We start from the raw sequence: 23,075 nt of genomic DNA, 5'->3' as shown, positions 1-23,075 counted from the left end.
ATAGTTAAGCATTTAAGCCGTCGCGGAGCAGCTGATTGGCTACTTTAGGATCCGCTTTGCCTTTTGTTTTCTTCATGATCTCTCCCATAAACATGCCAATCAGCGATTGCTTCCCCGCCTTATACTCTTCTACCTTGGCAGGGTTGGCGGCAATTACCTCCTGAACAACCTGGGTAAGCTCTCCTGCGTCGGATTCCTGCATCAGGTTTTGCTCCTGGGCCAGTTCTAGGGCTGTTTTATCAGGATGCTCCAGCATGTGCGGGAAAAGTTTTTTGGAAGCCACAGAATGGCTCACCTTGTTGGCATCGACCAAAGCGATGAGCTGGGCAATTTGCGCCGGCGCCAGCGGGAAATCCTTGATGTGCAGCTGCAGCTCATTCAGGTAAGACTTTACCGGGCCCATCATCCAGTTGGAGGCAGCCTTGTAGTTTGTAGTTTCCTGGCAGAGTGCCTCAAAGTATAGCGCAATCTCTTTGGCATCGGTTAAAACGGCTGCATCATACGCCGGCAGCCCCAACTCGTTTACGAAACGGTTGTAAAGCTCCTGCGGCAGGCTTGGCATGGCCGCGCGAACGCTTTCCAGCCACTCCTGCCCGATGATGAGCGGTGGCAGGTCCGGCTCCGGAAAATAGCGGTAGTCGTTCAGGGTCTCCTTGGAACGCATGGCCGTAGTAGTTCCGGTGTTGGCATCGAAGTTCCTGGTTTCGCCGTCAACGGTGCCGCCATTTTCCAGCACCATGATCTGGCGCTCGATCTCATGCTCGATGGCCCGCTGCACGTTCCTGAACGAGTTCATATTCTTTACCTCTACCTTGGTACCCCAAAGCGGGGAGTTGTGTAGCATTACCGACACGTTGGCGTCGCAGCGCAAGGAGCCTTCCTCCATGTTTCCATCGCAGATGTCCAGGTACTTCACCAGGCGCTTGATCTCTGTCAGGTAGTTATAGGCTTCCACCGAATCGCGGATGTCGGGCTCCGACACGATCTCAATAAGGGGCACGCCGGCACGGTTGAAGTCCACCAGCGTCTCAATCTCACCGGGTAGGTGCATGGATTTTCCGGCATCCTCTTCCATGTGGATGCGCGTGATGCCGATGCGCTTGTCGTTGCCTGCCGCATCTTTCACATCGATGTGGCCCAGGGTGCAGACAGGCGTTTTGTCCTGTGTGATCTGGTAGCCTTTTGGAAGATCGGGGTAAAAGTAGTTTTTACGTGCGTAAATGTTGTAGCGCGTGATGTCGCAGTTAGTGGCAAGGCCCATTTTTACGGCCATTTCCACCACTCTTTTATTAACACGCGGCAAAGTACCCGGATGCCCCAGTGTTATCTCACTTAAATTCGTGTTAGGCAGCATGCCGTACTCCGTGGAATCGGAGGAATAAGCCTTGCTTTCCGTCAGCAACTGCGCGTGCACTTCCAGACCGATAATAGCCTGGTATTTATCTCTAATCGCTTTATCCATTGTAAATATTTCTTGTACCTGTTAAGTATAGATTATAATGTCATAAAATCAGGACCCCAAATAATCAATAGCAGTATTACTACTACAGTGACTATGTTCGCCAACACTATACCTGTCAGATAAACTTTCTTTTGCTTCTGGTTATCTTCTTTTCTGGAAAAACTCTTTAATATGTAAAATAAGCCAATAGGTGAAGCTATAAACCCAATAACAGCTGGGAAAAAAGGAAATAACAAAGCGAAATCACCCTTTATAACCGAAACGCGTGCTAATGAATAGCCAATATTTGAAAATATAAATGAAAAAAAGATAACATTATAAAATGTTCTCGCTTTATCCAGATTTATAGTTTCAGTAGCCAATAGCTTGCAACTATAACAGGCTTTTAATCAGTTCCACTGCCTTACCCGGCACTGCAGGTAGGCCTGCAGCGTTCTTGCCTCCAGCCGTTGCATAGAATGGCTGCCCGCCCCCGCCGCCTTGTATCTCCTTGGCCAGTTCGCGCACCATCTGGCTGGCGTTCAGGTTCTTTTCCTGAATCAGGTTGTCCGATAGCATCACCGCTATCTGCGGCTTGCCATCAATCTCGGCGGCCAGCACCAGCACCAGGTTATCTACTACCTGGCGCATGTCGAAGGCCAGTTTTTTCAGGTAATCAGCTGAACTGACCTCCACCTGCTCGGCCACCAGGTTAATGCCCTGAAGCGGTTGCGCCTTATGTACCAGCGTGTCTTTCAAGGCGCCAAGCTGCTTGAGTTCAAACTGCTCCAGTTGTTTCTGTAGGGCTTTGTTGTCTTCCTGCAGCTTCTCCACTGCGCCTGATACATTGCTTTGCGTGTTCAGTACTTCGCGCACGGCATGCAGTTCATCCAGTTGTGCCTGCACAAAGTCTTCTGCCGCCTTGGCTGTTATCGCCTCGATACGTCGAACGCCTGCTGCTACCGAGCTTTCCGAAACTATTTTAAAGTAGCCGATTTCGCCGGTATTATACACGTGCGTGCCCCCGCAGAGCTCCACGGAGTGTTCTCTGTCAAAAGCGATCACACGCACATACTCGCCGTATTTCTCGCCAAACAGGGCGGTGGCCCCCATTTCTTTGGCCTCCGCGATCGGCACGTTTCGCTGCTCCTCTAAGGGGATGCTTTGGCGGACCCGCTCATTTACCAGGTGCTCCACCTGGCGCAGTTCTGCCTCCTCTATCCTGGCAAAGTGCGAAAAGTCGAACCGGAGCATGCTCTCATTTACCAGAGAGCCTTTCTGCTGCACATGCGTGCCTAAAACTTCCCTTAAAGCAGCATGTAGTAAGTGTGTGGCAGAATGGTTTTTACGAATAAAGTCACGACGCTCCCCATGGATCTCGCTTCGAAAGGCAGCCTCCAGGTTTTGCGGTAGCTTTGCAGTGATATGCAGGATCAGGTCATTCTCCTTTTTAGTATCCAGCACCTCTACCTGCTCCGATTCCGACACCAGGTATCCTGTATCCCCTACTTGTCCGCCACTCTCGGCATAGAAAGGTGTTTTATCAAGCACCAGGTGGTACTCGTTTTTATTCTTTGTCTTTACCTGCCGGTAACGTACGATGTGTGCCTGCGCCGTATCGCAGTCGTAACCAATAAATTCGGTAGTAACGTCCTGCTGAAGTATTACCCAGTCGCTTTGTTCGGTGGCAGAGGCATTGCGGGAGCGGTTCTTCTGCTGCTCCATCTCAGCGGCAAAGCCTTCTTCATCCACGGTTAAGCCTTTCTCACGGGCGATCAGAGCTGTCAGGTCCAGCGGAAAGCCAAAGGTATCATACAATTCGAAAGCGGTTTTACCGTCAATCGCATTGTTGTTCTCCCTGAACTTGCTCTCCAGGGTGTCCAGTCGTTTCAAGCCATTCTCCAGGGTACGCAGGAAAGCGTTCTCCTCTTCCTCGATCACGCGCTGCACAAACCCCAGCTGTTGCTTCAGTTCCGGGAACACGTGCTCCATCTGGTTGGCAAGTACTTCGGTCAGTTTAAAGAGGAATGGTTTTTTGAAATCCAGGAAGGTGAATCCGTAACGCACGGCACGGCGCAAAATGCGGCGTATTACATAACCGGCCTTGTTGTTGGATGGCAGCTGTCCATCAGCAATCGCGAAGGCAATGGCGCGGATGTGGTCGGCGATCACACGAATGGCAATGTCCACTTTCTCGTTTTCGCCATAGGTCACGCTTGCTTCCCGCGCAATGAACTGAATCAGTGGCTGGAAAACATCGGTGTCGTAGTTAGACTGCTTGCCCTGGATGGCCATGCACAGTCGCTCGAACCCCATACCGGTATCTACGTGCTGGGCAGGCAGTTTTACCAGCGAGCCATCGGCCAGGCGGTTAAACTCCATGAACACGTTGTTCCAGATCTCCACCACCTGCGGATGGTCGTTGTTCACCAACGTTTTGCCGTCTACCTGAGCGCGCTCTTCCTCCGAGCGCAGGTCTATGTGTATTTCGGAGCAGGGGCCGCAGGGGCCGGTGTCACCCATTTCCCAGAAGTTATCTTTCTTGGAACCCATCAGAATGCGGTCTTCCGCGAGCATGGATTTCCAGATATCGTAGGCCTCCTGATCTTTCTCCAAGTTCTCAGAAGCGTCGCCCTCGAAAACAGAAACGTACAGCCGATCTTTGGGAAGCTGATACACCTCGGTTAAAAGCTCCCAGGCCCAGGCCAGCGCGTCCTTTTTAAAGTAATCGCCAAACGACCAGTTGCCCAGCATCTCGAACATGGTGTGGTGATAGGTGTCATAACCCACCTCTTCCAGGTCGTTGTGCTTGCCGCTTACGCGCAGGCATTTCTGGGTGTCGGCGGCACGGTTGTATGGGGCTGGCTTGTTGCCCAGAAAGTAGTCCTTAAACTGGTTCATGCCCGCATTGGTGAACATGAGAGTTGGGTCGTCTTTTACCACGATCGGGGCGGACGGCACTACCTGGTGCTGTCTGGAAGCAAAGAAGTCGAGAAACTTTTGTCTTATCTCAGCTGAATTCATGTATGAGTATTAGGCTTTTAAATACTTCGTGCTATACTTGTTGTTTAAGAACAAAAAATATAGAATTTTTGCCCTACGGAAGTACCTGCTTTGGGTGCCGCCGGACAGGCCTGACAGAGGCAAAAGTAGCATATTTTACCTGTAAACAGTAGTATCTGTCCGAAAATTAGTGATGCTGTCCTTTAAAATGAACGAAAGCGATGCCTTATAAAGAGAAAGAAATAGAAAAGCAGTATTATACCATCGGTGAGGTGGCCGCCATGTTTGAAGTGGCCCCCTCGCTGATCCGCTTCTGGGAGACGGAGTTTGAGCAGCTCAACCCAAAAAAAAACAAGAAAGGGAACCGGCAGTATACGGCCAAGGACATCGAGACCATGCGTACGGTATTCCACCTGGTAAAAGAGCGCGGGTACACCATCCAGGGGGCCAAGGAAATGATGAAGAACAAATCGGTGCAGACAAAAGACAAGATCGAGATCATCTCCTCCCTCGAAAAAGTAAAGGCATTTTTGACAGGTATCAAGGAGCAGCTGAACACCAAAGCCTAAAAGCCCCGTAAGCCCCTTACAATGGCAGAAGAAGAAATGATGTACGCCGTGGCCTTAACCAGGTTGCACGGCGTGGGCTCGCAGCTCACACGCATGCTGGTGAGCTACTGCGGATCGGCAAAAGCGGTGTTTGAGGCGCCTGCCGGCAAACTGGAACGGGTGCCCGGCATCGGTACGGTGCTGATCAGAAGAATTGCGGAGGGAAAGCGAACTGCGCTGCAGCAGGCTGCGGAGATTGTGCGGCAGGCAAAGGCTGAGGATGTGCAACTGCTATTTTACACGTCGGCCAATTATCCGGACAGGCTCAAGCAGATTGGCGACGCCCCCACGCTGCTGTATTACCGCGGCAACGGCAACCTGAACCAGCGGTGCATTGTCAGTATGGTGGGTTCCCGGCAAATTACCAGTTACGGCCAAACGGTTACAGAGCGTATCGTTGAAGAGCTGAAGGCTTACAATGTGCTCATCGTGAGCGGCCTGGCGTATGGCGTGGACATTGTAGCGCACCGCGCTGCGCTGCAGGCCGGCTTGCCTACCATAGGCGTGATGGCAACGGGTCCGGAGGCAGTGTACCCTGCCGTGCACCGGAAGTATGCCGAGCGCATGCTCACGCAGGGTGGCCTGCTGACAGAGAACAGTTTCGGCACCAAACCCGATGCCCCGCGCTTTCCGGCCCGCAACCGGATCATTGCCGGCATGTCGGACTGCACAATAGTGGTGGAAGCAGCCTTGAAAAGCGGTACCCTGATCACCGCCGACATAGCCCATGGCTACGACAAGGAGGTGATGGCGGTGCCGGGCAACATTACCTCCCCCGTGTCTGAAGGCACTAATTACCTGATCAAATCGCTTAAGGCGGTGGCCTACACGTCGGTGCAGGACCTGGTGGAACTCATGAACTGGGACCTGCAGGATGAGGCGGAAGCCAGGACGAAAGCGAAATTTACCTTCGATCCTGCTGCGTTTAATCCGGAGGAACTGAAAGTGCTGGCGGTTTTGCAACAATCCAGGGAAGAGCAGATGGATACCCTTAGCTGGAAATCACAGTTATCCGTGAGCACTTTAGCCGGGGTGTTGCTGGGCCTGGAGTTTAAAGGGATGGTAAAGGCCAAGCCCGGTAAAGTGTTTGCAATCATTGGGTAAGGTGGAGAAAGGCCCTTTAATATTACTCACGTTTCTTACTGTGATATGATGCTGCTTTACAATGACCGCTGTATGCCAGAAAATGAACTGCGGCTACCGGTTACTAACCGGGCGTTTCAGTACAACGATGGTTTTTTTGAGACCGTGCTGGTGGTAGACGGCAGGCTGCGGTTCTGGCCCGATCATGTTACGCGCATGCAGGAGGCTGCGCTTGCCCTTGGTCTGCAAATGCCACCCGCCTTCATATCCCCATCTTTTGAAGCAGAATTGCTGGAACTGGCCTGTCGTAACGGTGCCCTGGCCCTGGGCAGGCTCAAATTGAAAGTATGGCGTGCGGGAGAAGGCTTGTACGCACCCCAAACAGATGCTATTGATTGGCTGGCCACGGTGCAGCCTGCTATCCCATTTTCTGAGGCACCGCTTCACATCGGAATTTGCCAAACGGTGAGAACAGTATTTTCACCGCTTTCCCATTTTAAAGGGCCGCATGCGCCACTATACGTGTTGGCTGCCCGCGAGAAGCAAAGCAGTGGCTTCCAGGATCTGTGCCTCTTGCATTCAGATGGTTTTGTGAGTGAGCTTACGGCAGCCAATGTTTTCTGGGAAAAAGACGGGGTACTTTACACGCCCTCCCTATCAACGGGCTGCATTAATGGAATAATGCGCCGCAACATCCTGAGATGGTGCCAAGGCAGAGGAGTACATACACAGGAGGTGCTGGAAAAGCCAGAGAATTTGCAACAGGCATACACAGTTTTTGCAGCGAACGTGACCGGTATAAGAAGGATCGCCTCCTTAAACGGAGTGCGCTTGCAATTAGCTTCCTCCCTCTTCTTTATGCTGCAACAGCAGCTTTCAGCTCAAACTAACTGAGCTTCAGTTTTACTATTTCTTTTATTAACCAGCTGGAATACTTGCTTTAGGATAGCTTCTATTGAATAAATTATTCAAGAAATTTTAAAGGCCTGGTATAACTATTGGCAGAACATAGCCTGTATCAAATGTTACCTTCTAATTTAAAAATCTTGAATTGCATACTTTGCATCCGCAGCGCCGGCGCATCTCAATAAAACGCTTAATACGCTTACGAAGCGCGTTTTGAGGATCTATCCGCATCTTTCCCTGACACGGTCCTTTTCTCCACATATCTTTAAAAGTATACGCGAATACGGTATCATGCAAGTTACCTTTTTGGCCAAATTTTCCTGTTTCATAAACACAACTTTCAGTAGTATTGTAAGGTAAGCACTTGATAAATAAGCTTCTATATTCTATATTGCTAATATAACCTTAACAACACTCACCTTAAACATTTATTTATGAAACACATGTACGTGTATGCCTCCTTGCTGATAGGAGGATTGCTCTGCTCCCCAGTTGCCTTTGGGCAGGGTCAGGGCAGGATCAAACAAAAAGTTCAGGCAACCAACGGCACGCCTGCCTTTATTGAGTTCAGCTCCAACGGAGCTACTCACCGTTCTGACCAGGCCAACGAGGTGCTTAGAACCTACCTCGATCTTTCGGCAAATGATGCCATGCAGCAGGCCAAGGCGGAGAAGGACAACCTGGGCTTTGAGCACCAGCGGTTCCAGCAGTTTTACAAAGGTGTGAAGGTGGAGCACGGCACCTACACCGTGCACAGCAAGAATGGCACGGTACAATCCATTAACGGTGAGCTTAAGAAGCTGAATGACCTCAGTGCCACACCTGCTCTGTCAGAAGGCGCAGCGCTTTCTAAGGCCCTCTCTTTTGTAGGGGCCCAAACCTACATGTGGCAGGTGCCGGCCCAGGAGGCCTGGGTGAAGGAGCTGAAGCATGATAAGCATGCTTCGTTCTACCCACAGGGAGAACTTGTGTTTGTAGACAATTACCTGGCTGCCTCAAAGGAAAGCAGCGACCAAATGGTGCTTGCCTGGAAGTTTGACATTTATGCCCAGACGCCGCTTAGCAGAAGCAATGTGTATGTGGATGCACAGACAGGGAAGGTAGTTTTTCAGGATGCCATTATCAAGCATGCCGCAGCCACCTCTTCTGCTGCCACACGTTACAGCGGAACCCTGAACATCACCACAGACAGTTACAGCGGTGCTTATCGCCTGCGTGACTATACCCGTGGCACAGGTATTGAAACTTACAATTGTAAAACCACCACGAACTACAGTACGGCTTCGGATTTTACGGATGGCGACAATAACTGGACAGCTGCCGAGTTTAATAATACCGCAAAAGACAATGCGGCACTGGATGCACACTGGGCAGCCCAGATGACCTTCGATTACTTCAAAAACAAGCATGGTCGTAACAGCTACGACAATGCCGGCGCAAAGATCAAAAGCTACGTGCATTACGACAAAAGTTACGAGAACGCTTTTTGGAACGGCTCTGTGATGACCTATGGCGATGGCGCCACACGCTTTGATGCGTTGACCAGCCTGGATGTGGGTGCCCACGAAATAGGCCACGCCGTTTGCTCTAATAGTGCCAACCTGGTGTACAGCAACGAGTCAGGCGCCATGAACGAAGGCTTCTCCGACATTTGGGGAGCAGCCGTTGAGCAGTTTGCGGCACCCGCCAAATCTACCTGGTTAATTGGAGAGGATATAGACAAGCAGCGCCCATCACTGCGCTCTATGAGCAACCCGAAAGCAGAAGGACAGCCGGATACTTACAAAGGCACGAACTGGTACAGCGGCACCGGAGACAACGGTGGCGTGCATACCAACAGCGGCGTGCTGAACCATTGGTTCTATGTTCTGTCAGTGGGCAAAACCGGCACCAACGATGTGGGCGTAAGCTACAGCGTGTCAGGAATTGGCATAACGGATGCTGCTAAGATTGCTTACCGTATGGAAACAGTGTATCTGACCGCAAACTCGGTTTACGCCGATGCGCGCACCTATGCGATCCAGTCGGCTACGGACCTTTTTGGTGCCGGTTCTACCCAGGTTATCCAAACAACTAACGCATGGAATGCTGTAGGCGTGGGTGGTAAGTATGGCGAAACAACCTACTGTACCTCACAAGGCAACAACTCCTCTTATGAGTATATCGCCAGTGTTACAATAGGCAGCTTTACGAAAACTTCCGCCGCTGCCGGATACTCTGATTTTACCAGTTCTACCGTTAGTGTAAACGCAGGAGGCTCTTATGCCCTTACACTTACGCCTGGCTTCGCCAGCACCACTTATAACGAATACTGGAAGATATGGATCGACTACAACAAGGACGGTGATTTTGACGATGCCGGTGAACTGGTCTTCGACGCAGGAACACTGAGCAAAACAGCTGTTAACGGTAATCTGGTTATCGCATCTTCTGCCTCTGGCACGACCCGCATGCGTGTATCCATGAAGTATAACGGAGCGCAAACTGCCTGTGAGTCTTTCGGTTATGGCGAAGTGGAGGATTACACAATCAGCATCTCGGGTGCCGCCGCAACTTGCGCGGTACCAGCCAGCCTTTCGGCTTCTAATGTCGCAACGACCTCTGCCACCCTTTCATGGGGAGCCGTAAGTGGCGCTACTAGCTACAACGTGCGCTTCAGGGCAACGGGCACTACCACCTGGACGACGGGCAGCGTAACCGGAACTTCGGCCAACGCCACAGGGCTTTCGCCAGCTACAACTTACGAATTCCAGGTAAACACGGTGTGTGCCAGTGGCAGTTCGGCCTATTCTGCCTCTGCTAACTTTACAACCACCTCAGCGGCTGTTAGTTATTGCTCTTCTAAGGGCAGTAACTCCAGCTACGAGTGGATTGACCTGGTACAGTTTGCGGGTATTAACCGGTCCTCCGGAAATGATGGGGGCTACAAAGACAACACGGCTTTAACAGGCAGCGTGGCACGCGGCAGTAGCAATTCCATTTACTTTAGCACAGGCTTCTCCAAAACAGCCTATACCGAATATTGGAAGATCTGGATTGACTTTAACCAGGACGGCGATTTCGACGATGCCGGTGAATTGGTGGTTAGCGGCTCCTCTTCAAGCAGTGGTACACTGAGTGCCTCCGTGGCGGTACCAACCACCGCCTTGCTGGGTACAACCCGCATGCGTGTATCCATGAAGTACAACGCGGCGCAAACCTCCTGCGAGACCTTCAGCTATGGCGAAGTGGAGGACTACAGCGTGAACATTACCAACACCTTAACAGCGGTTTCTGCCAACGCCATGGTGGCAGCCGAAACCCTGGGCGATGCCATCGGGCCGGATGTGGTTGTTTATCCTAATCCTGCCAGGGGCTTTATCCGTGTAAGCACCCCTTCTGAAAGCGCCTCCGTTAAAGTAATGAGCGTAACAGGTGTTGAGCTGATGCGCGCTGAAATGAAAGGCAATTCCCGAATGGATATCGCATCCCTTCCGAGCGGCGTGTACCTGATCAGCATCCACGACGGACAGAAAGAAACACACCAGCGCTTTGTGAAGCAATAAATCGCCTACGAAAGCAGTAATTTTTTGTATAACCCCGGCCAGCTTGGTCGGGGTTTTTTTGTGCAAACTCCGTGTTTACTGAAAGTTGCAGTGCTGTATGGGCATTGTTCAGGTATGGGTGTAAAGAAGGTTATGTTCTTTGATTTAATACTTGGTTTGCGCATTTTACAGGCCTTTAGGCATGACATTTTTTAAATATGAGCAAAATAATACAGGTTGGATTAGTGGGTTACGGAATGGCAGGCCAGGTTTTTCATGCGCCTTTTATTTCGGAAGTTGCCGGACTGCAGCTTAAAACTATCCGGGAAACACGCCCTGAAAACATTGCCCGGGCTAAAACTCGCTACCCCCAGGCCACGATCGTTTCCGACACGCAGCATATACTAGCGGATAAGGCCATCGACCTGGTGGTGCTGGCCACCCCGAACGCCACGCATTTTGCCTTAGCTAAGCAAGCGCTTAACGCTGGCAAACATGTGCTCGTGGACAAACCCTTTACCACCACCACCACCGAGGCAGATGAACTGATCGCACTGGCACAAAAACAGGGGAAACTGCTCACTGTGTTCCAGAACAGGCGCTGGGACAGCGATTTGAAAACAGTAAAGAAAGTGCTGGAAAGTGGCCTGCTGGGAAACCTGGTGGAATACGAAGCGCATTTTGACCGATTCCGCAATTTTATTAAAGAGAACACCTGGAAAGAGGAAGACCAGCCAGGCGGCGGCATTTTGTATGACCTGGGCTCGCATCTCATCGATCAGGCGCTCTACCTGTTTGGAAGCCCTGAGGAGGTTTCCGGAGACCTTCGTACACAGCGGAAAGGATCGCGTGTACCCGATTACTTTGAAGTGATGCTCTATTACAAGAGTGGGCTTAAGGTAATTCTGAAAGCCGGCATGCTGGTAAAGGAACCGGGGCCCAGGTATAGGCTGTCAGGTGACCAGGGCTCTTTTGTGAAGTATGGCCTGGATGTGCAGGAAGAGCACTTGAAAGCGGGCCTGACGCCGGCGACACTTGCCGACTGGGGAAAGGAACCCGAGTCTATCTGGGGAAAATTCAACACAACTGTAAACGGCTTGCAGCTTACCGGCAAAATAGAGAGTGAGCCGGGCAATTATACGGACTTGTATCAGAATGTGTACAGGGCCATCCTGAACGAAGAAGCACTGGTTGTGCGTCCGGAGCAGGCCCGTGACACCATCAAAGTAATTGAACTGGCCATGCAGAGCAGCGCCGAAAAACGTCGACTTGGCTTTGCTTTAAAGTAGTCGCCGTTTTAAAAAAACATACTTTTGCCAGTTTATACTTTAGTAAAACAGAAAAGCACAGGAATCCCTGTGCTTTTCTGTTTTACTAAAGTATAATTGCCTACTGCTTTGTAGGGTACCAGTCCAGCAGACGTACGTCAATGTTCTGATCCTTCTCGTTCACCATCTTTTTAAACGCCTCCACATCACTTAATCCGTTTTGTCCGCGGTAGTGATACGGATACACTATTTTCGGTTTAAATTCGAGCACGGCACTGGCCGCCTGGTCTACATCCATGGTGTAAGGCAGGTTCATGGGCACAAAGGCTACATCGATATCTTTCAGGCTCCGCATCTCCGGAATGCCTTCTGTATCACCGGCCAGGTAGACCTGCTTGCCGCCCAGGGTTAAGATATACCCGTTGCCTCTGCCCTTGGTGTGCTTCGCGTCGTCACTTTCAGGCAGGTTATACATCGGGATAGCTCTGATCGGAACAGCGAGTACGTTTGTGCTTTCGCCGTTGGCCAGCACTTTTACCCGGCTTTTAAACTGTGCCGGTAGCTTTTCGGCCACGGCCTGCGGCACCACAAACGTGGCGCGACTCGTTTCCAGCGCCTCCAGGGTCTTTGCGTCCAAGTGGTCACCGTGAATGTCGGTGATCAGGATCAGGTCGGGTTTGGGTAAGCCCTTGTATGCTTCCGCCCCGCCTACCGGGTCCACATAAATGGTTTTGCCATTCCAGTTCATAACTACCGAAGCATGCGAAATTGGCTGGATAGTTAGGTTGCCTTTATCAGTTTTTACTTGGTCTTTCATGGGCCGCTGCTGTGCAAACAGCTGCAGGAAAGCGAAGCTGAAGAAAAATGTTAAAAGAAGTTTTTGTTTCATGGTCCGTCCGGTTAAATTGATTTCAATCCTTTAACTTCTATTGGCCCACAATGTTTAACTATACGGCCACCGGCGCTTTAATTCCCGGGTGTGGATGGTAGTGCAGCAGCTCAAAATCATCGAAAGTAAAATCAAATATATCTTTTACATTCCGGTTCAGTTGCATGGCAGGCAGTGGGCGTGGCTCGCGACTTAGTTGCAGACGTGCCTGCTCCAGGTGGTTCACATACAGGTGCGTGTCGCCGCCCGTCCAGATAAACTCCCCTGGCTCTAAACCCGTTACCTGTGCCATCATCTGCACAAGCAGCGCATAAGAGGCAATGTTGAAGGGCACCCCCAGGAAAACGTCGGCGGAGCGTTGGTACAGCTGGCACGAGAGTTTACCCTCGGCAACATAGAACTGGTAGAAAGCGTGGCAGGGCGGCAGCTTCATGTTGCTGATCTCGGCCACATTCCAGGCGCTCACAATTATGCGGCGGGAGTCCGGGTTGTGCTTCAGCTGGTCCACTACCTGCGCGATCTGGTCGATGTGGCGGCCATCCGGCGTGGGCCAGCTGCGCCACTGAGAGCCGTATACCGGGCCCAGATCACCGTTTGCATCCGCCCATTCATCCCAGATGGTTACCTTGTTATCCTTTAGGTACTGAATATTGGTGTCGCCCTTCAAAAACCACAGCAATTCATGAATGATGGAGCGCAAGTGCACCTTTTTAGTGGTGACCAAAGGAAAACCCTCGGCCAGGTTAAAGCGCATCTGGTAGCCAAACACACTTAGCGTACCCGTTCCGGTTCTATCCTCCTTCTTTACCCCCTTGTCCAGGATGTACTGCATCAGGTCTAAATACTGCTTCATGTCGGTTTGGCTGCTTGGTTATTTGGAGGACTAAAGATAGTATGAAATGTTGGAAAACAGCAAGCCAAAAAGCAAGCTGAACAAAAGCCGTTTCGGTGCATAGCACCTTCTTCCGCAAACCTTACCTTTGCTACAAACGGAAAGCAGCAGGGGTTTAAACAAAATTTGCTGCCTTTAGTTGTTGCTTGGTAGTATGCTGCCAGAAACCGATCTTTAACACCCGCTCAATTGTTTGCAAGGTTTGAATTACAGAAGAAATAGTTACCTCGTTTTGTTGCTTGTGGCCATCGTTACCGCGCTAAGCGTTTATTATGCCTCCACGCTGCGGTTTGATTATAATTTCGACAATTTTTTTCCGAAAGGCGACCCGGACCTGGCCTATTACATGAAATACCGCCAAACGTTCGGCAACGACAACGATTACCTGCTTATTGGCCTCGATCATGATAAAAGCCTGTTCGACCAGCAGTTCCTGACAAAAGTAGACAGCCTGACCACCTTTCTGCAGCGCCAGCCAAACGTGGAGGCGGTGCTCTCCCCTACCTCAGTCAAAATTCCGGTACTGGAGCAGTTCGGGTATTTTGAGATTCCTTACCTGCACCCCGACGACCCGGGCCGGTTTGAGCAGGATTCGGTTCAGATTTACAGTTCAGGTGAGTTGGTGGGCACGCTGTTCTCGCAAGATGCCACCTCAGTGTCGCTTTTTGTGCAAACGACCGATGACCTGGGCAAAGGGGCCAGCGACACGCTGGTGGCTGCGCTGGAGAACAAGCTGCAACAACTGGATCTGCCAGAACACCATATTGCCGGGAAGGCCCTGGCACAGTCCGTTTTCATAGACAAGATGCAGGTGGAGCTGGTGCTTTTTATGTCAGCCTCCATCCTGCTGGTGATCCTGTTCCTCTGGATTACCTTCCGAACCATCTGGGGGGTACTGGTGCCGCTCCTGATCGTGCTGCTCTCGGTGGTCTGGGGCCTGGGGGCGATGGGCCTTTTCGGCAAGCCCATAGATGTGATGACGGTGCTGTTGCCCACAATCATTTTTGTGGTGGGCATGTCGGATGTCATCCACCTGCTCTCGCGCTACCTGACAGAGCTGAGCCATGGAACCGAAAAGATTGCCGCCATTAAGATTACGTTGCGCGAGGTGGGCCTGGCCACCTTTCTGACCTCCCTCACCACAGCTGTCGGTTTCCTAACCCTGCTGACCACGGCCATTGTGCCCATCCGCAATTTCGGCCTCTATACGGCCATCTCTATCGGACTCGCTTTTATACTTGCCTTCACCGTGTTGCCAGCTTTGTTGGTGCTGCTCAAAAAGCCCAATGCCGCCAAAGTAAGGCGCAGAAATCTGTCGTGGCCAGTGCAGTTGCGCCGCATGCTGCGCTACGTGCTCCGAAACCCCAGAGCCATACTTACTGTGACGATCGGCATCTCGGTCATCAGTCTGGTTGGCATCAGCCTGGTAAAAGTAGACACAACCTTACTGGAAGACCTGGGTGATGACGACCCGATCATACTAGACTTTAACTATTTTGAACAGAAGTTCTCCGGTGTCAGGCCCTTTGAGATGCATTTGGTGGCCGCTCCGGGGCACACACTGTATGACTACGAGGTGCTGCAGGAGGTTGATAAGTTGGAGAATTACCTGACGGACACGTATGGACTGAAATTTATCAGTTCGCCTGCCACGGTGGTAAAAACCGTTAACCGCGCACAGAATGGTGGCCTGAACAGGTTTTACACCTTGCCTCCTGACAAACCAAGGCTGCAGCGCGTGCGCAGGAGCCTGGATGCTTTCAAAAACAGAAGCGAGTTGCGCAGCATTATTACTCCGGATGCCACCCAAGGCCGCCTGACCGGTAAAATGACCGATGTTGGCAGCGCCGCCGCCACCGAGCTCAACGATTCGCTTCGTACCTTCATCGCGCAGCACATCAACTCCGCCTACCTGCAAACCAGGCTCACGGGCAGTGCCCTGCTCCTGGATAAGAACAACACCTACGTTACGATGAACATGATGCAGGGCCTCCTGATCGCCTTTGGGGTAATCGCCCTAATCGTGGGGCTGATTTACAAATCGCTACGGATGGTGCTCATCTCACTGGTTCCCAATATCATTCCACTGCTCATGATCGGGGGCCTCATCGGTTTTCTGGGCATCAATTTTACCGTTTCCATTTCCATCATTTTCACCATTGCCTTTGGCATCGCCGTAGACGACACCATCCATTTTTTAAGCAAGCTAAAACTGGAGCTGATGGCCGGAAAATCATTGCCCTATGCCATTAAACGTTCATTTATTTCGGCAGGTAAAGCCATAATCATCACCTCTTGTATTTTGATGGGCGGGTTTATGACGCTCTTGCTCTCCAGCTTTGACGGCACCTTTTACGTGGGCCTTTTTGTGAGCCTGACGCTGCTGTTTGCCGTGGTAGCCGACCTTTTCCTGTTGCCTGTCCTGATCCTGTATTTCTATAAACCCGCAAAAAAAATGAAGGGCTAGTCCAATAAGATGGCCATATTTGTGTGTAAATTGTAAGCAACTAATTAGGAGAGCATGAAGAAGCAGAAGGTTTGGGCAATTTCGATTTTATGCCTGATTTTTTTTGGGGCCAACGCGCAGGAGGATAAACTTACCCGGCTGATGAGCGAGCGGGAGCAGTTAGTGATGGAGTACCAGTTCTATAATCAGCAGAACAGTAATTTCTGGGGTAAAAAATCAAAGAAAGACCTGCTGCAGATCATAGAAACACTTAAAAAGATCATCAACGCAGACTCGGAACTGATAGGTGCCGTAAAAGAGGCTAGTGTGAAAAAAATAGCCGAAAGCACGGTAGAGAACCAGCGCGAGGGCAAAATAGTGCAGCAAGACCAGCGCAGTATCGACCGGAACTTTAGCGAGTTGCAGGGCCAGGTAAGAATGCTGCAGTCGCAGATTAAAAAGCGTGAGATGGAAATTGCGGACCTGAAAATACAATTGAACGAGTCTGCTGAGCTGCGCTATGGCAAGGATAAAGTAATCACGATCGTGGCCATAGTCGCCTTTTTACTATTGCTTTGTGCCGTGTTTTTGCAGATACGGTTAAATAAAGCGCTGGCTACTTCGCGAAAAAAGAAAAAGGCTTAAGCAAATTTTCCGGGCAAACTAACTGTATCCTTTCAGGGTATCCTATAGGCGCAGAAAAAAATCTTTCCGGCCCGATGAATCTGCAAGTGTGCATTTCCCGGATTGCCAGCAATATTTAGAACAACGATGAGCGAGATATTATTTGAACTGAAACGGGTTCAGGAACTGCTGAAGATAGAGCAGGAAGAAGACCGCCAGCAGTATAAGATCAAAAGCCTGAAGAGTACTATTTCTGAGCGTAAGGCCATGGGCATTTGCTGGTACCCGGTCAGTATTACCAAAGAGGAACTCGGCTTCGGCAATAAGATGGTGCTGGAACTGGAGCGTACCAAAGACCGCGACCAGCTGCACCTTTTCCAGACCGGGAAAGCGGCGGCCTTGTTTTCGAATAACGGGGAACGGCAAAGCATCAGCGGTGTGATCGTGGGACTTAGGCGCAACAAAGTGCTGCTGGCAACCAATAAAGAGGACCTGCCCGACTGGATTGACGAGGGGCGGCTGGGCATCGACCTGACCTTCGATGAAATGAGCTACCGCGAAATGGAGATAGCTCTGAAAAAAGTGCTGGATGCCCACAAGACCCGGCTTGCCGAGTTGCGCGACATACTTTTAGGGGATGCCACTCCGCGTTTCACCGATGCGCCAACGGAGGCGATCCCGGCCCTGAATCCTTCGCAAAACGAGGCGGTCCGTAAAATCGTGCAGGCAAAGGATGTGGCCATTATTCACGGTCCGCCCGGCACCGGCAAAACCACCACGCTGGTGCAGGCCATTCTCAAAACGCTGGAAACGCAGCAGCGGCTTCTGGTAACGGCCCCATCCAACACGGCCGTGGATCTGCTTACCGAAAAACTAGCCAACGAAGGTGTAAACGTGATCCGGATCGGCAACCCCTCCAGAGTGTCGGATGTGTTGTTGGAGCATACCATGGATGCGCAGATCATTGGCCACCGCTCTTACAAAAACCTGAAGGATTACCGTAAGACAGCGGCAGAGTATAAGCGCCTGGCTTTCCAGTTTAAGCGGCAGTTTGGTCCGGAAGAACGGCAGCAGCGCCAGTTCTTTAAGGCAGAAAGCCGGCGGTTGCTCGATGAGGCCGATCGTGTGGAGGAGTACATCACCGAAGACCTTCTCAACCAGGTGCAGGTGATCACCTGTACCCTGGTTGGCGCCGCAAACAAGACCATCCGGCACCTGGAGTACGACACAGTATTTATAGACGAGGCGGCCCAGGCCCTGGAATCAGCCTGCTGGGTACCTATTACGAGGGCCAAGCGGGTAGTACTGGCCGGCGATCATTTCCAGCTTCCCCCTACCGTAAAATCGTTTGAGGCGGAGAAAGGCGGCTTGGGTAAAACCCTTTTCGAGAAATGCATCGAGCGGCACCCGAGCGTGGCCGTGATGCTGAAAACACAATACCGCATGCACCACCACATCATGGAGTTCTCGAACCAGCAGTTTTACCAGGGTGAACTGATTGCGCATGAAAGCGTGCATAACAGCGATTTGCATGCCTATAACGTTCATTTTGCGCCCGGCCTGGCCGTAGAGTTTGTAGATACGGCCGGTTGCGGCTACCACGAAGAAGATTCACCTGAAAGGCAGAGCTCAGCCAACCCCGAGGAGGCAGACCTGTTACTAAGCCACCTGGCACATCTATTAAAGGATTACACGCCGGCAGACGAAGAAGTGGAGCACCTCCGGATCGGGGTGATCTCGCCGTACCGTGCCCAGATAAACTACCTGATGGATAAAGTGGAGCACATGCCGCACCTGAACCAGTTAAAGCAACATCGTTATTTGGCTGTGGGCACCGTAGACAGTTTTCAGGGGCAGGAGCGCGATATTATTTACATCAGCATGACGCGCAGCAATGCCCAAGGCGAAATAGGTTTTCTGGCTGACATCCGGCGCATGAACGTAGCCATGACACGCGCCAAGAAGAAACTGGTGATCGTGGGCGACAGTGCCACCCTGGGCCAGCATCCGTTCTACGCCAGCTTCCTTACGTACGTAGTAAGTATAAACGCATACCGTAGCGCCTGGGAACTGACAGAACTGATGCCCTAGGCCCTGCTATAAATGAAAACAAGGAGCAGAATTAGAGGAAGGCTTTAATTTTTACTAACTTTAATTTTTGCGGGAATTAAATCTTTAAAACATGAAAATAGAGGAAAACAAAGTAGTTACACTCACTTATGAGCTACGCATTACAGATGAAAACGGGGAGCAGAACCTGGTAGAAACAGCGGATCAGGAGCATCCGATGGTGTTTATTTATGGCATGAGCGGCTTGCCAGAACAATTCGAGGATAGCCTTAAGGGTAAAAGCGCCGGCGATACATTCGACTTTAAACTGGAGTCGGAAGAAGGCTACGGCGATATTAACCCCGAAGCTGTGGTAGACCTCCCGAAGAATGTGTTTGAGGTGGAAGGAACGGTTCCGGACAACATGCTGGAGGAAGGCAATTTTATACCAATGTCCGATAGTGAAGGCAACCAGTTACAAGGTCGCGTACTATCCGTAAAAGAGGATACCGTTACCATGGATTTCAACCACCCACTGGCAGGCAAAGCCCTTAGCTTTAAAGGCAAAGTAGAAGATGTGCGCGAAGCGACACAAGAGGAGCTGGACCATGGCCATGTGCATGGTGAAGGCGGTGCGCATCACTAAAGTTAAACTTACATAAAGCTTGTTTGAACAGGGAGTATCTGCTAAGGTGCTCCCTATTTTTTTGTGCGTGTTTTCTAACTATTTAATGCAGCACTTTGCATGTTATTTCAGGGGCAGCAATTTTTTAAGCTGGTATGCGATAGGGGTAGTTTAAGTCCATAAGCATAAACGTAAAATGCTTCATTTTTAAACTACTTGATTAAATTAAAGAGTTATATTCGTATGGCGCTATGTAGAAGGAGAGTTAATGGAAAGTTGGTATTACTTTAACTATAACTCGAGGAATAGGTAGGAATGCTCTATGTATAGTGCAGATTAACGTTTGTTTACGCATATCCGCTAGTTGTGGTGTAAAAAAAAATTATAAAATGAAGAGTGACAAATTTGCTTTTGGTGGATTAAAATACGGGCTGTTGCTCTTCGGAATGCTCTTTTTAATCATTCCAACTCTAAACATGGTAGACCCTGAACTCGCTACTTTTAACGGTGAGCATAAGCGGATGGACACCTACTCCTTTTTGATTTTTATACTGGTAGGAGCAGTTGGGATTCTCGTATTTCTGCTGTTTCAGTCAAAGTTTGTAATGGTAGAACTGGGAAACCAATGTATCAAGATTAGGAAGGGGAAAGAAATCCTTGAAGCAGACTGGATTGAAGTTGAATCCGTGGTTTTACTTCACTTTGTCTTTCCTCCATTGTACAAGCTGAGAATAAAGGGACAAGATAACTATTACCTATTCGCAACTCAACGTTCTGGATTAAGCATTGCTGGATATACAAAGGATTTTAGTGAAATGGGAAGTTTGATAAAAAAGAAAAAGCGAGAGTTAGGAATATAAATAACGAAACCACAACAAAACCTATAAGTTAGCTGCGCCACCTTATAGCAAAGCCGTTGTGTGCAATGGTAATTTAAAAGAAGTACGCGTTAGCAAGAGCCAATAAATTAATACCAGCAGCCTAAGATGAGTAAAGAAAGGAAAATCAAAGTAGGTTTTGTAAAAACGACAGGCTGGTTCTCACTCGCAGGGTTGTTCATTCCTGGCTTCACAACAATCGGAATTTTTGGATTACAGTCTTTCATAACTTTATTGGGGATTGAGTGCTCAGACTCGTGGAGTTTCCTTTTCAGAGTAACTAGTGCTGGTTGTATACTTGCTCCTTGGCTCTTCTTCCGCTTTATCCAAAAAACAGCATTAGATAATGAAACGCTGAATAAATGGCTATTGCTCTTCAATGTTATAGAATACACATTTCTTCAGGCAAGCATTACCTCTTTCTTTACAAATGGCAAGACCCTTTGTTACGTGACAGACGGGCAGAATGGATTAGAAATTATCTTTGCTGGCTGGTTTGCTATACCTGTTTTACTTTTATTGAGCTTCTTTTTTCAGCAGGTCCAGAAAACAAAGTTGGAGCAAACAGAACTTGAATAATAGAAAAGAAGAACTCCACCCAACAAAGGTTGCGCTTAGGCTCAGCTACGCCTCACCATCTGCTATACCAGTACGTTGTAGAAAAACAGTCTGAAACATTAAAATCAAAAGTAGGCCTTCCTTTCACAACTGCTCCCTCACTCCTACCACATACTGCTGCAGTTCCGGAAAAAAAGCTTCGAACTCGGCTGCGTACAAGTTATAATTTTCCTCTAATTCCAGGGCCGCTGTCTCCATACCGGATACAAAAGTGGCGCGGCGGCTCATGCCGGTCAGGGCGCTGTTAATGCCCGCCAACTGCGCATAGCCTGCCAGCCAGTCGTGGGCCATCATGTGCCTGAAAATGTGCTGCATGCGCTCCGGGAGAATGTCATACGCCTCGTTCACGATGGAGTACACGCGTTGGGTATAAGCTTGTAGCGGTTCTGCTGTGTAGTTGTGAAACCGGCTGGCCAGGAAATGATCATAAAACATGTCGGCAATTACGGGGGCGAACTTTCTATACTTTGGCCGAAGCCTTGCCTTGGTCTCCCCCACAACCCTGTGGGTATCGGTGTAGCTGTCGATCAGGCGATGCAGCCGGATGCCGCGGGCAACTGCCGGCGTAAACATGTCAGCTTGTTTGCCCTTCACCGAATCTGCTATAAAGTTTCCTAACAGTAAGTCCGGGTCGTTTCCGGATAAGAATGCATGGGCCAGAAAATTCACGAAACGTTATTTAAAGTATAAATTCATGAGATTGATTGTGATCTTAGGCTTACCGTGCAGTAAACAAAAAGTTACCGCAGCTGTTTCCAAAGTATAAAAGCGTGCACCGCCAGGAGTAAACTTTACCGCGTTGCCCCGCGTAATCTAAACCACAGAAACAAAGTATAAAACTATGACAAACAATACAACCTCACAGGAGAATCTGCAGAAACTCATCGATATGATCCAGGACATAGACATTGCCATGATGACCACGATCGAGCGTGATGGCAGTCTGCGCAGTCGCCCCATGAGCACACAGAAAATAACCAATGACGGCTTCCTTTGGTTCTTTACGGGCTATGAGTCGGGCAAATCGCATGAGATTAACGAGAATGACGCCCACGTGAACATCAGCTACGCCGAACCGGATGACCAGGTATATGTATCTGTGTCGGGCACAGCCTCGCTGACCAGGGACAAGCAGAAGATAGATGAACTTTGGAACCCTTCGCTGAAGGCCTGGTTTCCGGAAGGAAAGGACGATCCGAATATTGGCCTGATTAAAGTAACCATCGACAAGGCCGAATACTGGGATGCTCCGAACAGCACCCTCATCCATTTATACGGCATGGCCAAGGCAGCTCTCACCGGTGAGCCCGCTAAAACCGGTGATCACAAAAAGATCGATTTATAAAAGTATGAACGCATAGGTGGGAGCAAGCAATTTATAGATCTGCTTTCATTTTTAATTTAAAAACACCTGTTAAACAATTGTGTTTGGCAGGTGTTTTTGCGTAAGATTTACACTTGTTCTGCACCTTAAACAGTTGTCATATACTTTGCAACCCACCCCTGCTATAGCCGCCCGTCTTACCACCCTTACTTTGTTTGGCATACGCGAAGGCCACGTACGTTGGGGGCTGGCACAGATGGGCACCTCAGTACCGCACCTGAAAGCCACACCCGGACTACGCTTTTTTAAACTACTTGGGAGCGGGCAGGGAAAAGGGTTTAGCATTTTGCCGAATTTAAGGCGCTACGGACTGCTTTGTACCTGGGATAACGAGGCTGCCGCCGACCAGTTCCTGCAGCATGCTGCATTAATGGCCACTTACCAAACGCACTGCCACGAAGTATGGACCGTGAAACTGCTGCCTTACCAGGCGCATGGGCAATGGGACAAGCAGGAGCCCTTCGCTCCTACCCTCTCAGAAACGTACACCAGTGGCCCCATCGCTGTGCTAACAAGGGCAAGCATAAACTGGCGCGCCCTGCCAAACTTCTGGCGCTTCGTGCCCCAATCCAGCAAGGCGCTCGACGATGCACAGGGGCTGCTCTGCTCAATCGGCTTGGGGGAAATGCCACTTATACGGCAGGCAACTTTCAGCGTCTGGGAATCGGGAGAGGCCATGAGAGCTTATGCTTACAAGCACGCTGTCCACCAGGAGGTGATACGCCGGACCAGGGCGGAACATTGGTACAGCGAAGAACTTTTCGCGCGCTTTAAACCTGTGGCAAGCCAGGGTCTTTGGAACGGGCAAGACCCTCTTGCTGCGCTGACTTCATAAGC

Annotated in this window: 19 protein-coding genes; 13 read left to right on the top strand and 6 right to left on the bottom strand. The window is 50.2% G+C overall.

All coding sequences use genetic code 11. The annotated features are described in order from the left end of the window. Positions 1-4: 4 nt before the first annotated feature. Genes gatB through alaS form a run of 3 tightly spaced genes read right to left on the bottom strand, consistent with a single transcriptional unit; the run spans position 5 to position 4,465 of the window. Positions 5-1,462 carry an Asp-tRNA(Asn)/Glu-tRNA(Gln) amidotransferase subunit GatB gene (gene gatB, locus AC4BAN_RS06110; protein ID WP_490563490.1) on the bottom strand — a complete coding sequence of 486 codons (1,458 nt, stop codon included), beginning with the start codon at positions 1,460-1,462 and terminating at the stop codon, positions 5-7. A 32-nt stretch (positions 1,463-1,494) separates the two neighbouring features. Next, positions 1,495-1,824, bottom strand: a complete 330-nt coding sequence (locus AC4BAN_RS06105; RefSeq protein WP_490563489.1) for a hypothetical protein — start codon at positions 1,822-1,824, stop codon at positions 1,495-1,497. 10 nt (positions 1,825-1,834) lie between these two features. Beyond that, a complete protein-coding gene (gene alaS / locus AC4BAN_RS06100) occupies positions 1,835-4,465 on the bottom strand; it encodes an alanine--tRNA ligase (RefSeq protein ID WP_490563488.1) in 2,631 nt (876 codons plus the stop codon). A gap of 200 nt (positions 4,466-4,665) precedes the next feature. Here alaS and AC4BAN_RS06095 point away from each other — a divergent pair, with 200 nt between their 5' ends. From AC4BAN_RS06095 to AC4BAN_RS06075, 5 genes are all read left to right on the top strand, one after another. Further along, positions 4,666-5,013, top strand: coding sequence for a MerR family transcriptional regulator (locus AC4BAN_RS06095; RefSeq protein ID WP_490563487.1), 348 nt, complete (start codon positions 4,666-4,668; stop codon positions 5,011-5,013). 21 nt (positions 5,014-5,034) lie between these two features. Then, positions 5,035-6,156 (top strand): DNA-processing protein DprA, encoded by a 1,122-nt coding sequence (gene dprA, locus AC4BAN_RS06090; RefSeq protein ID WP_490563486.1) that lies wholly within the window; start codon positions 5,035-5,037, stop codon positions 6,154-6,156. A gap of 72 nt (positions 6,157-6,228) precedes the next feature. Further along, a complete protein-coding gene (locus tag AC4BAN_RS06085; RefSeq protein WP_490563485.1) occupies positions 6,229-7,029 on the top strand; it encodes an aminotransferase class IV in 801 nt (266 codons plus the stop codon). 446 nt (positions 7,030-7,475) lie between these two features. Continuing rightward, positions 7,476-10,586 (top strand): M4 family metallopeptidase, encoded by a 3,111-nt coding sequence (locus tag AC4BAN_RS06080; RefSeq protein WP_490563484.1) that lies wholly within the window; start codon positions 7,476-7,478, stop codon positions 10,584-10,586. 197 nt (positions 10,587-10,783) lie between these two features. Beyond that, on the top strand, positions 10,784-11,854 hold the full coding sequence (locus tag AC4BAN_RS06075; protein ID WP_490563483.1) for an oxidoreductase: 1,071 nt from the start codon (positions 10,784-10,786) through the stop codon (positions 11,852-11,854). 100 nt (positions 11,855-11,954) lie between these two features. On the opposite strand, the gene AC4BAN_RS06070 is transcribed toward AC4BAN_RS06075, so the two are convergent. Continuing rightward, on the bottom strand, positions 11,955-12,722 hold the full coding sequence (locus tag AC4BAN_RS06070; RefSeq protein WP_490563482.1) for an MBL fold metallo-hydrolase: 768 nt from the start codon (positions 12,720-12,722) through the stop codon (positions 11,955-11,957). A 58-nt stretch (positions 12,723-12,780) separates the two neighbouring features. Continuing rightward, positions 12,781-13,575: a thymidylate synthase gene (locus AC4BAN_RS06065; RefSeq protein ID WP_490563481.1), complete on the bottom strand. Its 795-nt coding sequence runs from the start codon at positions 13,573-13,575 to the stop codon at positions 12,781-12,783. Between the two features lie 241 nt (positions 13,576-13,816). Here AC4BAN_RS06065 and AC4BAN_RS06060 point away from each other — a divergent pair, with 241 nt between their 5' ends. The 6 genes from AC4BAN_RS06060 (at position 13,817) to AC4BAN_RS06035 (ending at position 20,815) form a co-directional block, all read left to right on the top strand. Further along, on the top strand, positions 13,817-16,081 hold the full coding sequence (locus AC4BAN_RS06060) for an efflux RND transporter permease subunit (protein WP_490563480.1): 2,265 nt from the start codon (positions 13,817-13,819) through the stop codon (positions 16,079-16,081). Between the two features lie 54 nt (positions 16,082-16,135). Continuing rightward, positions 16,136-16,705: a hypothetical protein gene (locus AC4BAN_RS06055; protein WP_490563479.1), complete on the top strand. Its 570-nt coding sequence runs from the start codon at positions 16,136-16,138 to the stop codon at positions 16,703-16,705. Positions 16,706-16,831: 126 nt separating this feature from the next. Further along, positions 16,832-18,775, top strand: coding sequence for an AAA domain-containing protein (locus AC4BAN_RS06050; RefSeq protein WP_490563478.1), 1,944 nt, complete (start codon positions 16,832-16,834; stop codon positions 18,773-18,775). 91 nt (positions 18,776-18,866) lie between these two features. Further along, a complete protein-coding gene (locus tag AC4BAN_RS06045) occupies positions 18,867-19,379 on the top strand; it encodes an FKBP-type peptidyl-prolyl cis-trans isomerase (RefSeq protein ID WP_490563477.1) in 513 nt (170 codons plus the stop codon). Between the two features lie 368 nt (positions 19,380-19,747). Then, the gene (locus AC4BAN_RS06040; protein ID WP_490563476.1) at positions 19,748-20,218 is read left to right on the top strand and encodes a hypothetical protein; all 471 of its coding nucleotides are present in this window, start codon (positions 19,748-19,750) and stop codon (positions 20,216-20,218) included. Positions 20,219-20,344: 126 nt separating this feature from the next. Beyond that, complete coding sequence (locus AC4BAN_RS06035; RefSeq protein WP_490563475.1) at positions 20,345-20,815, top strand: hypothetical protein; 471 nt, start codon at positions 20,345-20,347, stop codon at positions 20,813-20,815. A 123-nt stretch (positions 20,816-20,938) separates the two neighbouring features. On the opposite strand, the gene AC4BAN_RS06030 is transcribed toward AC4BAN_RS06035, so the two are convergent. Further along, a complete protein-coding gene (locus tag AC4BAN_RS06030; protein ID WP_490563474.1) occupies positions 20,939-21,523 on the bottom strand; it encodes an acyl carrier protein phosphodiesterase in 585 nt (194 codons plus the stop codon). 172 nt (positions 21,524-21,695) lie between these two features. On the opposite strand from AC4BAN_RS06030, the gene AC4BAN_RS06025 reads away from it, so the two are divergent. After that, positions 21,696-22,199 (top strand): pyridoxamine 5'-phosphate oxidase family protein, encoded by a 504-nt coding sequence (locus AC4BAN_RS06025; RefSeq protein WP_490563473.1) that lies wholly within the window; start codon positions 21,696-21,698, stop codon positions 22,197-22,199. A 133-nt stretch (positions 22,200-22,332) separates the two neighbouring features. After that, positions 22,333-23,073, top strand: coding sequence for a spheroidene monooxygenase (locus AC4BAN_RS06020; protein ID WP_490563472.1), 741 nt, complete (start codon positions 22,333-22,335; stop codon positions 23,071-23,073). Positions 23,074-23,075: the final 2 nt, after the last annotated feature.

It is taken from the genome of Pontibacter sp. GD13, from assembly GCF_058216355.1.
This window is presented reverse-complemented; position numbering and strand designations above follow the sequence as displayed.

Excerpts from the sequence above, each read along its gene's own strand:
- AC4BAN_RS06055 (WP_490563479.1), top strand. The coding sequence starts at position 16,136 with ATGAAGAAGCAGAAGGTTTGGGCAATTTCGATTTTATGCCTGATTTTT.
- AC4BAN_RS06075 (WP_490563483.1), top strand. The coding sequence starts at position 10,784 with ATGAGCAAAATAATACAGGTTGGATTAGTGGGTTACGGAATGGCAGGC.
- gatB (WP_490563490.1), bottom strand. The coding sequence starts at position 1,462 with ATGGATAAAGCGATTAGAGATAAATACCAGGCTATTATCGGTCTGGAA.
- AC4BAN_RS06040 (WP_490563476.1), top strand. The coding sequence starts at position 19,748 with ATGAAGAGTGACAAATTTGCTTTTGGTGGATTAAAATACGGGCTGTTG.
- AC4BAN_RS06035 (WP_490563475.1), top strand. The coding sequence starts at position 20,345 with ATGAGTAAAGAAAGGAAAATCAAAGTAGGTTTTGTAAAAACGACAGGC.
- AC4BAN_RS06085 (WP_490563485.1), top strand. The coding sequence starts at position 6,229 with ATGCCAGAAAATGAACTGCGGCTACCGGTTACTAACCGGGCGTTTCAG.
- AC4BAN_RS06045 (WP_490563477.1), top strand. The coding sequence starts at position 18,867 with ATGAAAATAGAGGAAAACAAAGTAGTTACACTCACTTATGAGCTACGC.
- alaS (WP_490563488.1), bottom strand. The coding sequence starts at position 4,465 with ATGAATTCAGCTGAGATAAGACAAAAGTTTCTCGACTTCTTTGCTTCC.
- AC4BAN_RS06050 (WP_490563478.1), top strand. The coding sequence starts at position 16,832 with ATGAGCGAGATATTATTTGAACTGAAACGGGTTCAGGAACTGCTGAAG.
- AC4BAN_RS06065 (WP_490563481.1), bottom strand. The coding sequence starts at position 13,575 with ATGAAGCAGTATTTAGACCTGATGCAGTACATCCTGGACAAGGGGGTA.
- AC4BAN_RS06025 (WP_490563473.1), top strand. The coding sequence starts at position 21,696 with ATGACAAACAATACAACCTCACAGGAGAATCTGCAGAAACTCATCGAT.
- AC4BAN_RS06095 (WP_490563487.1), top strand. The coding sequence starts at position 4,666 with ATGCCTTATAAAGAGAAAGAAATAGAAAAGCAGTATTATACCATCGGT.
- dprA (WP_490563486.1), top strand. The coding sequence starts at position 5,035 with ATGGCAGAAGAAGAAATGATGTACGCCGTGGCCTTAACCAGGTTGCAC.
- AC4BAN_RS06080 (WP_490563484.1), top strand. The coding sequence starts at position 7,476 with ATGAAACACATGTACGTGTATGCCTCCTTGCTGATAGGAGGATTGCTC.
- AC4BAN_RS06070 (WP_490563482.1), bottom strand. The coding sequence starts at position 12,722 with ATGAAACAAAAACTTCTTTTAACATTTTTCTTCAGCTTCGCTTTCCTG.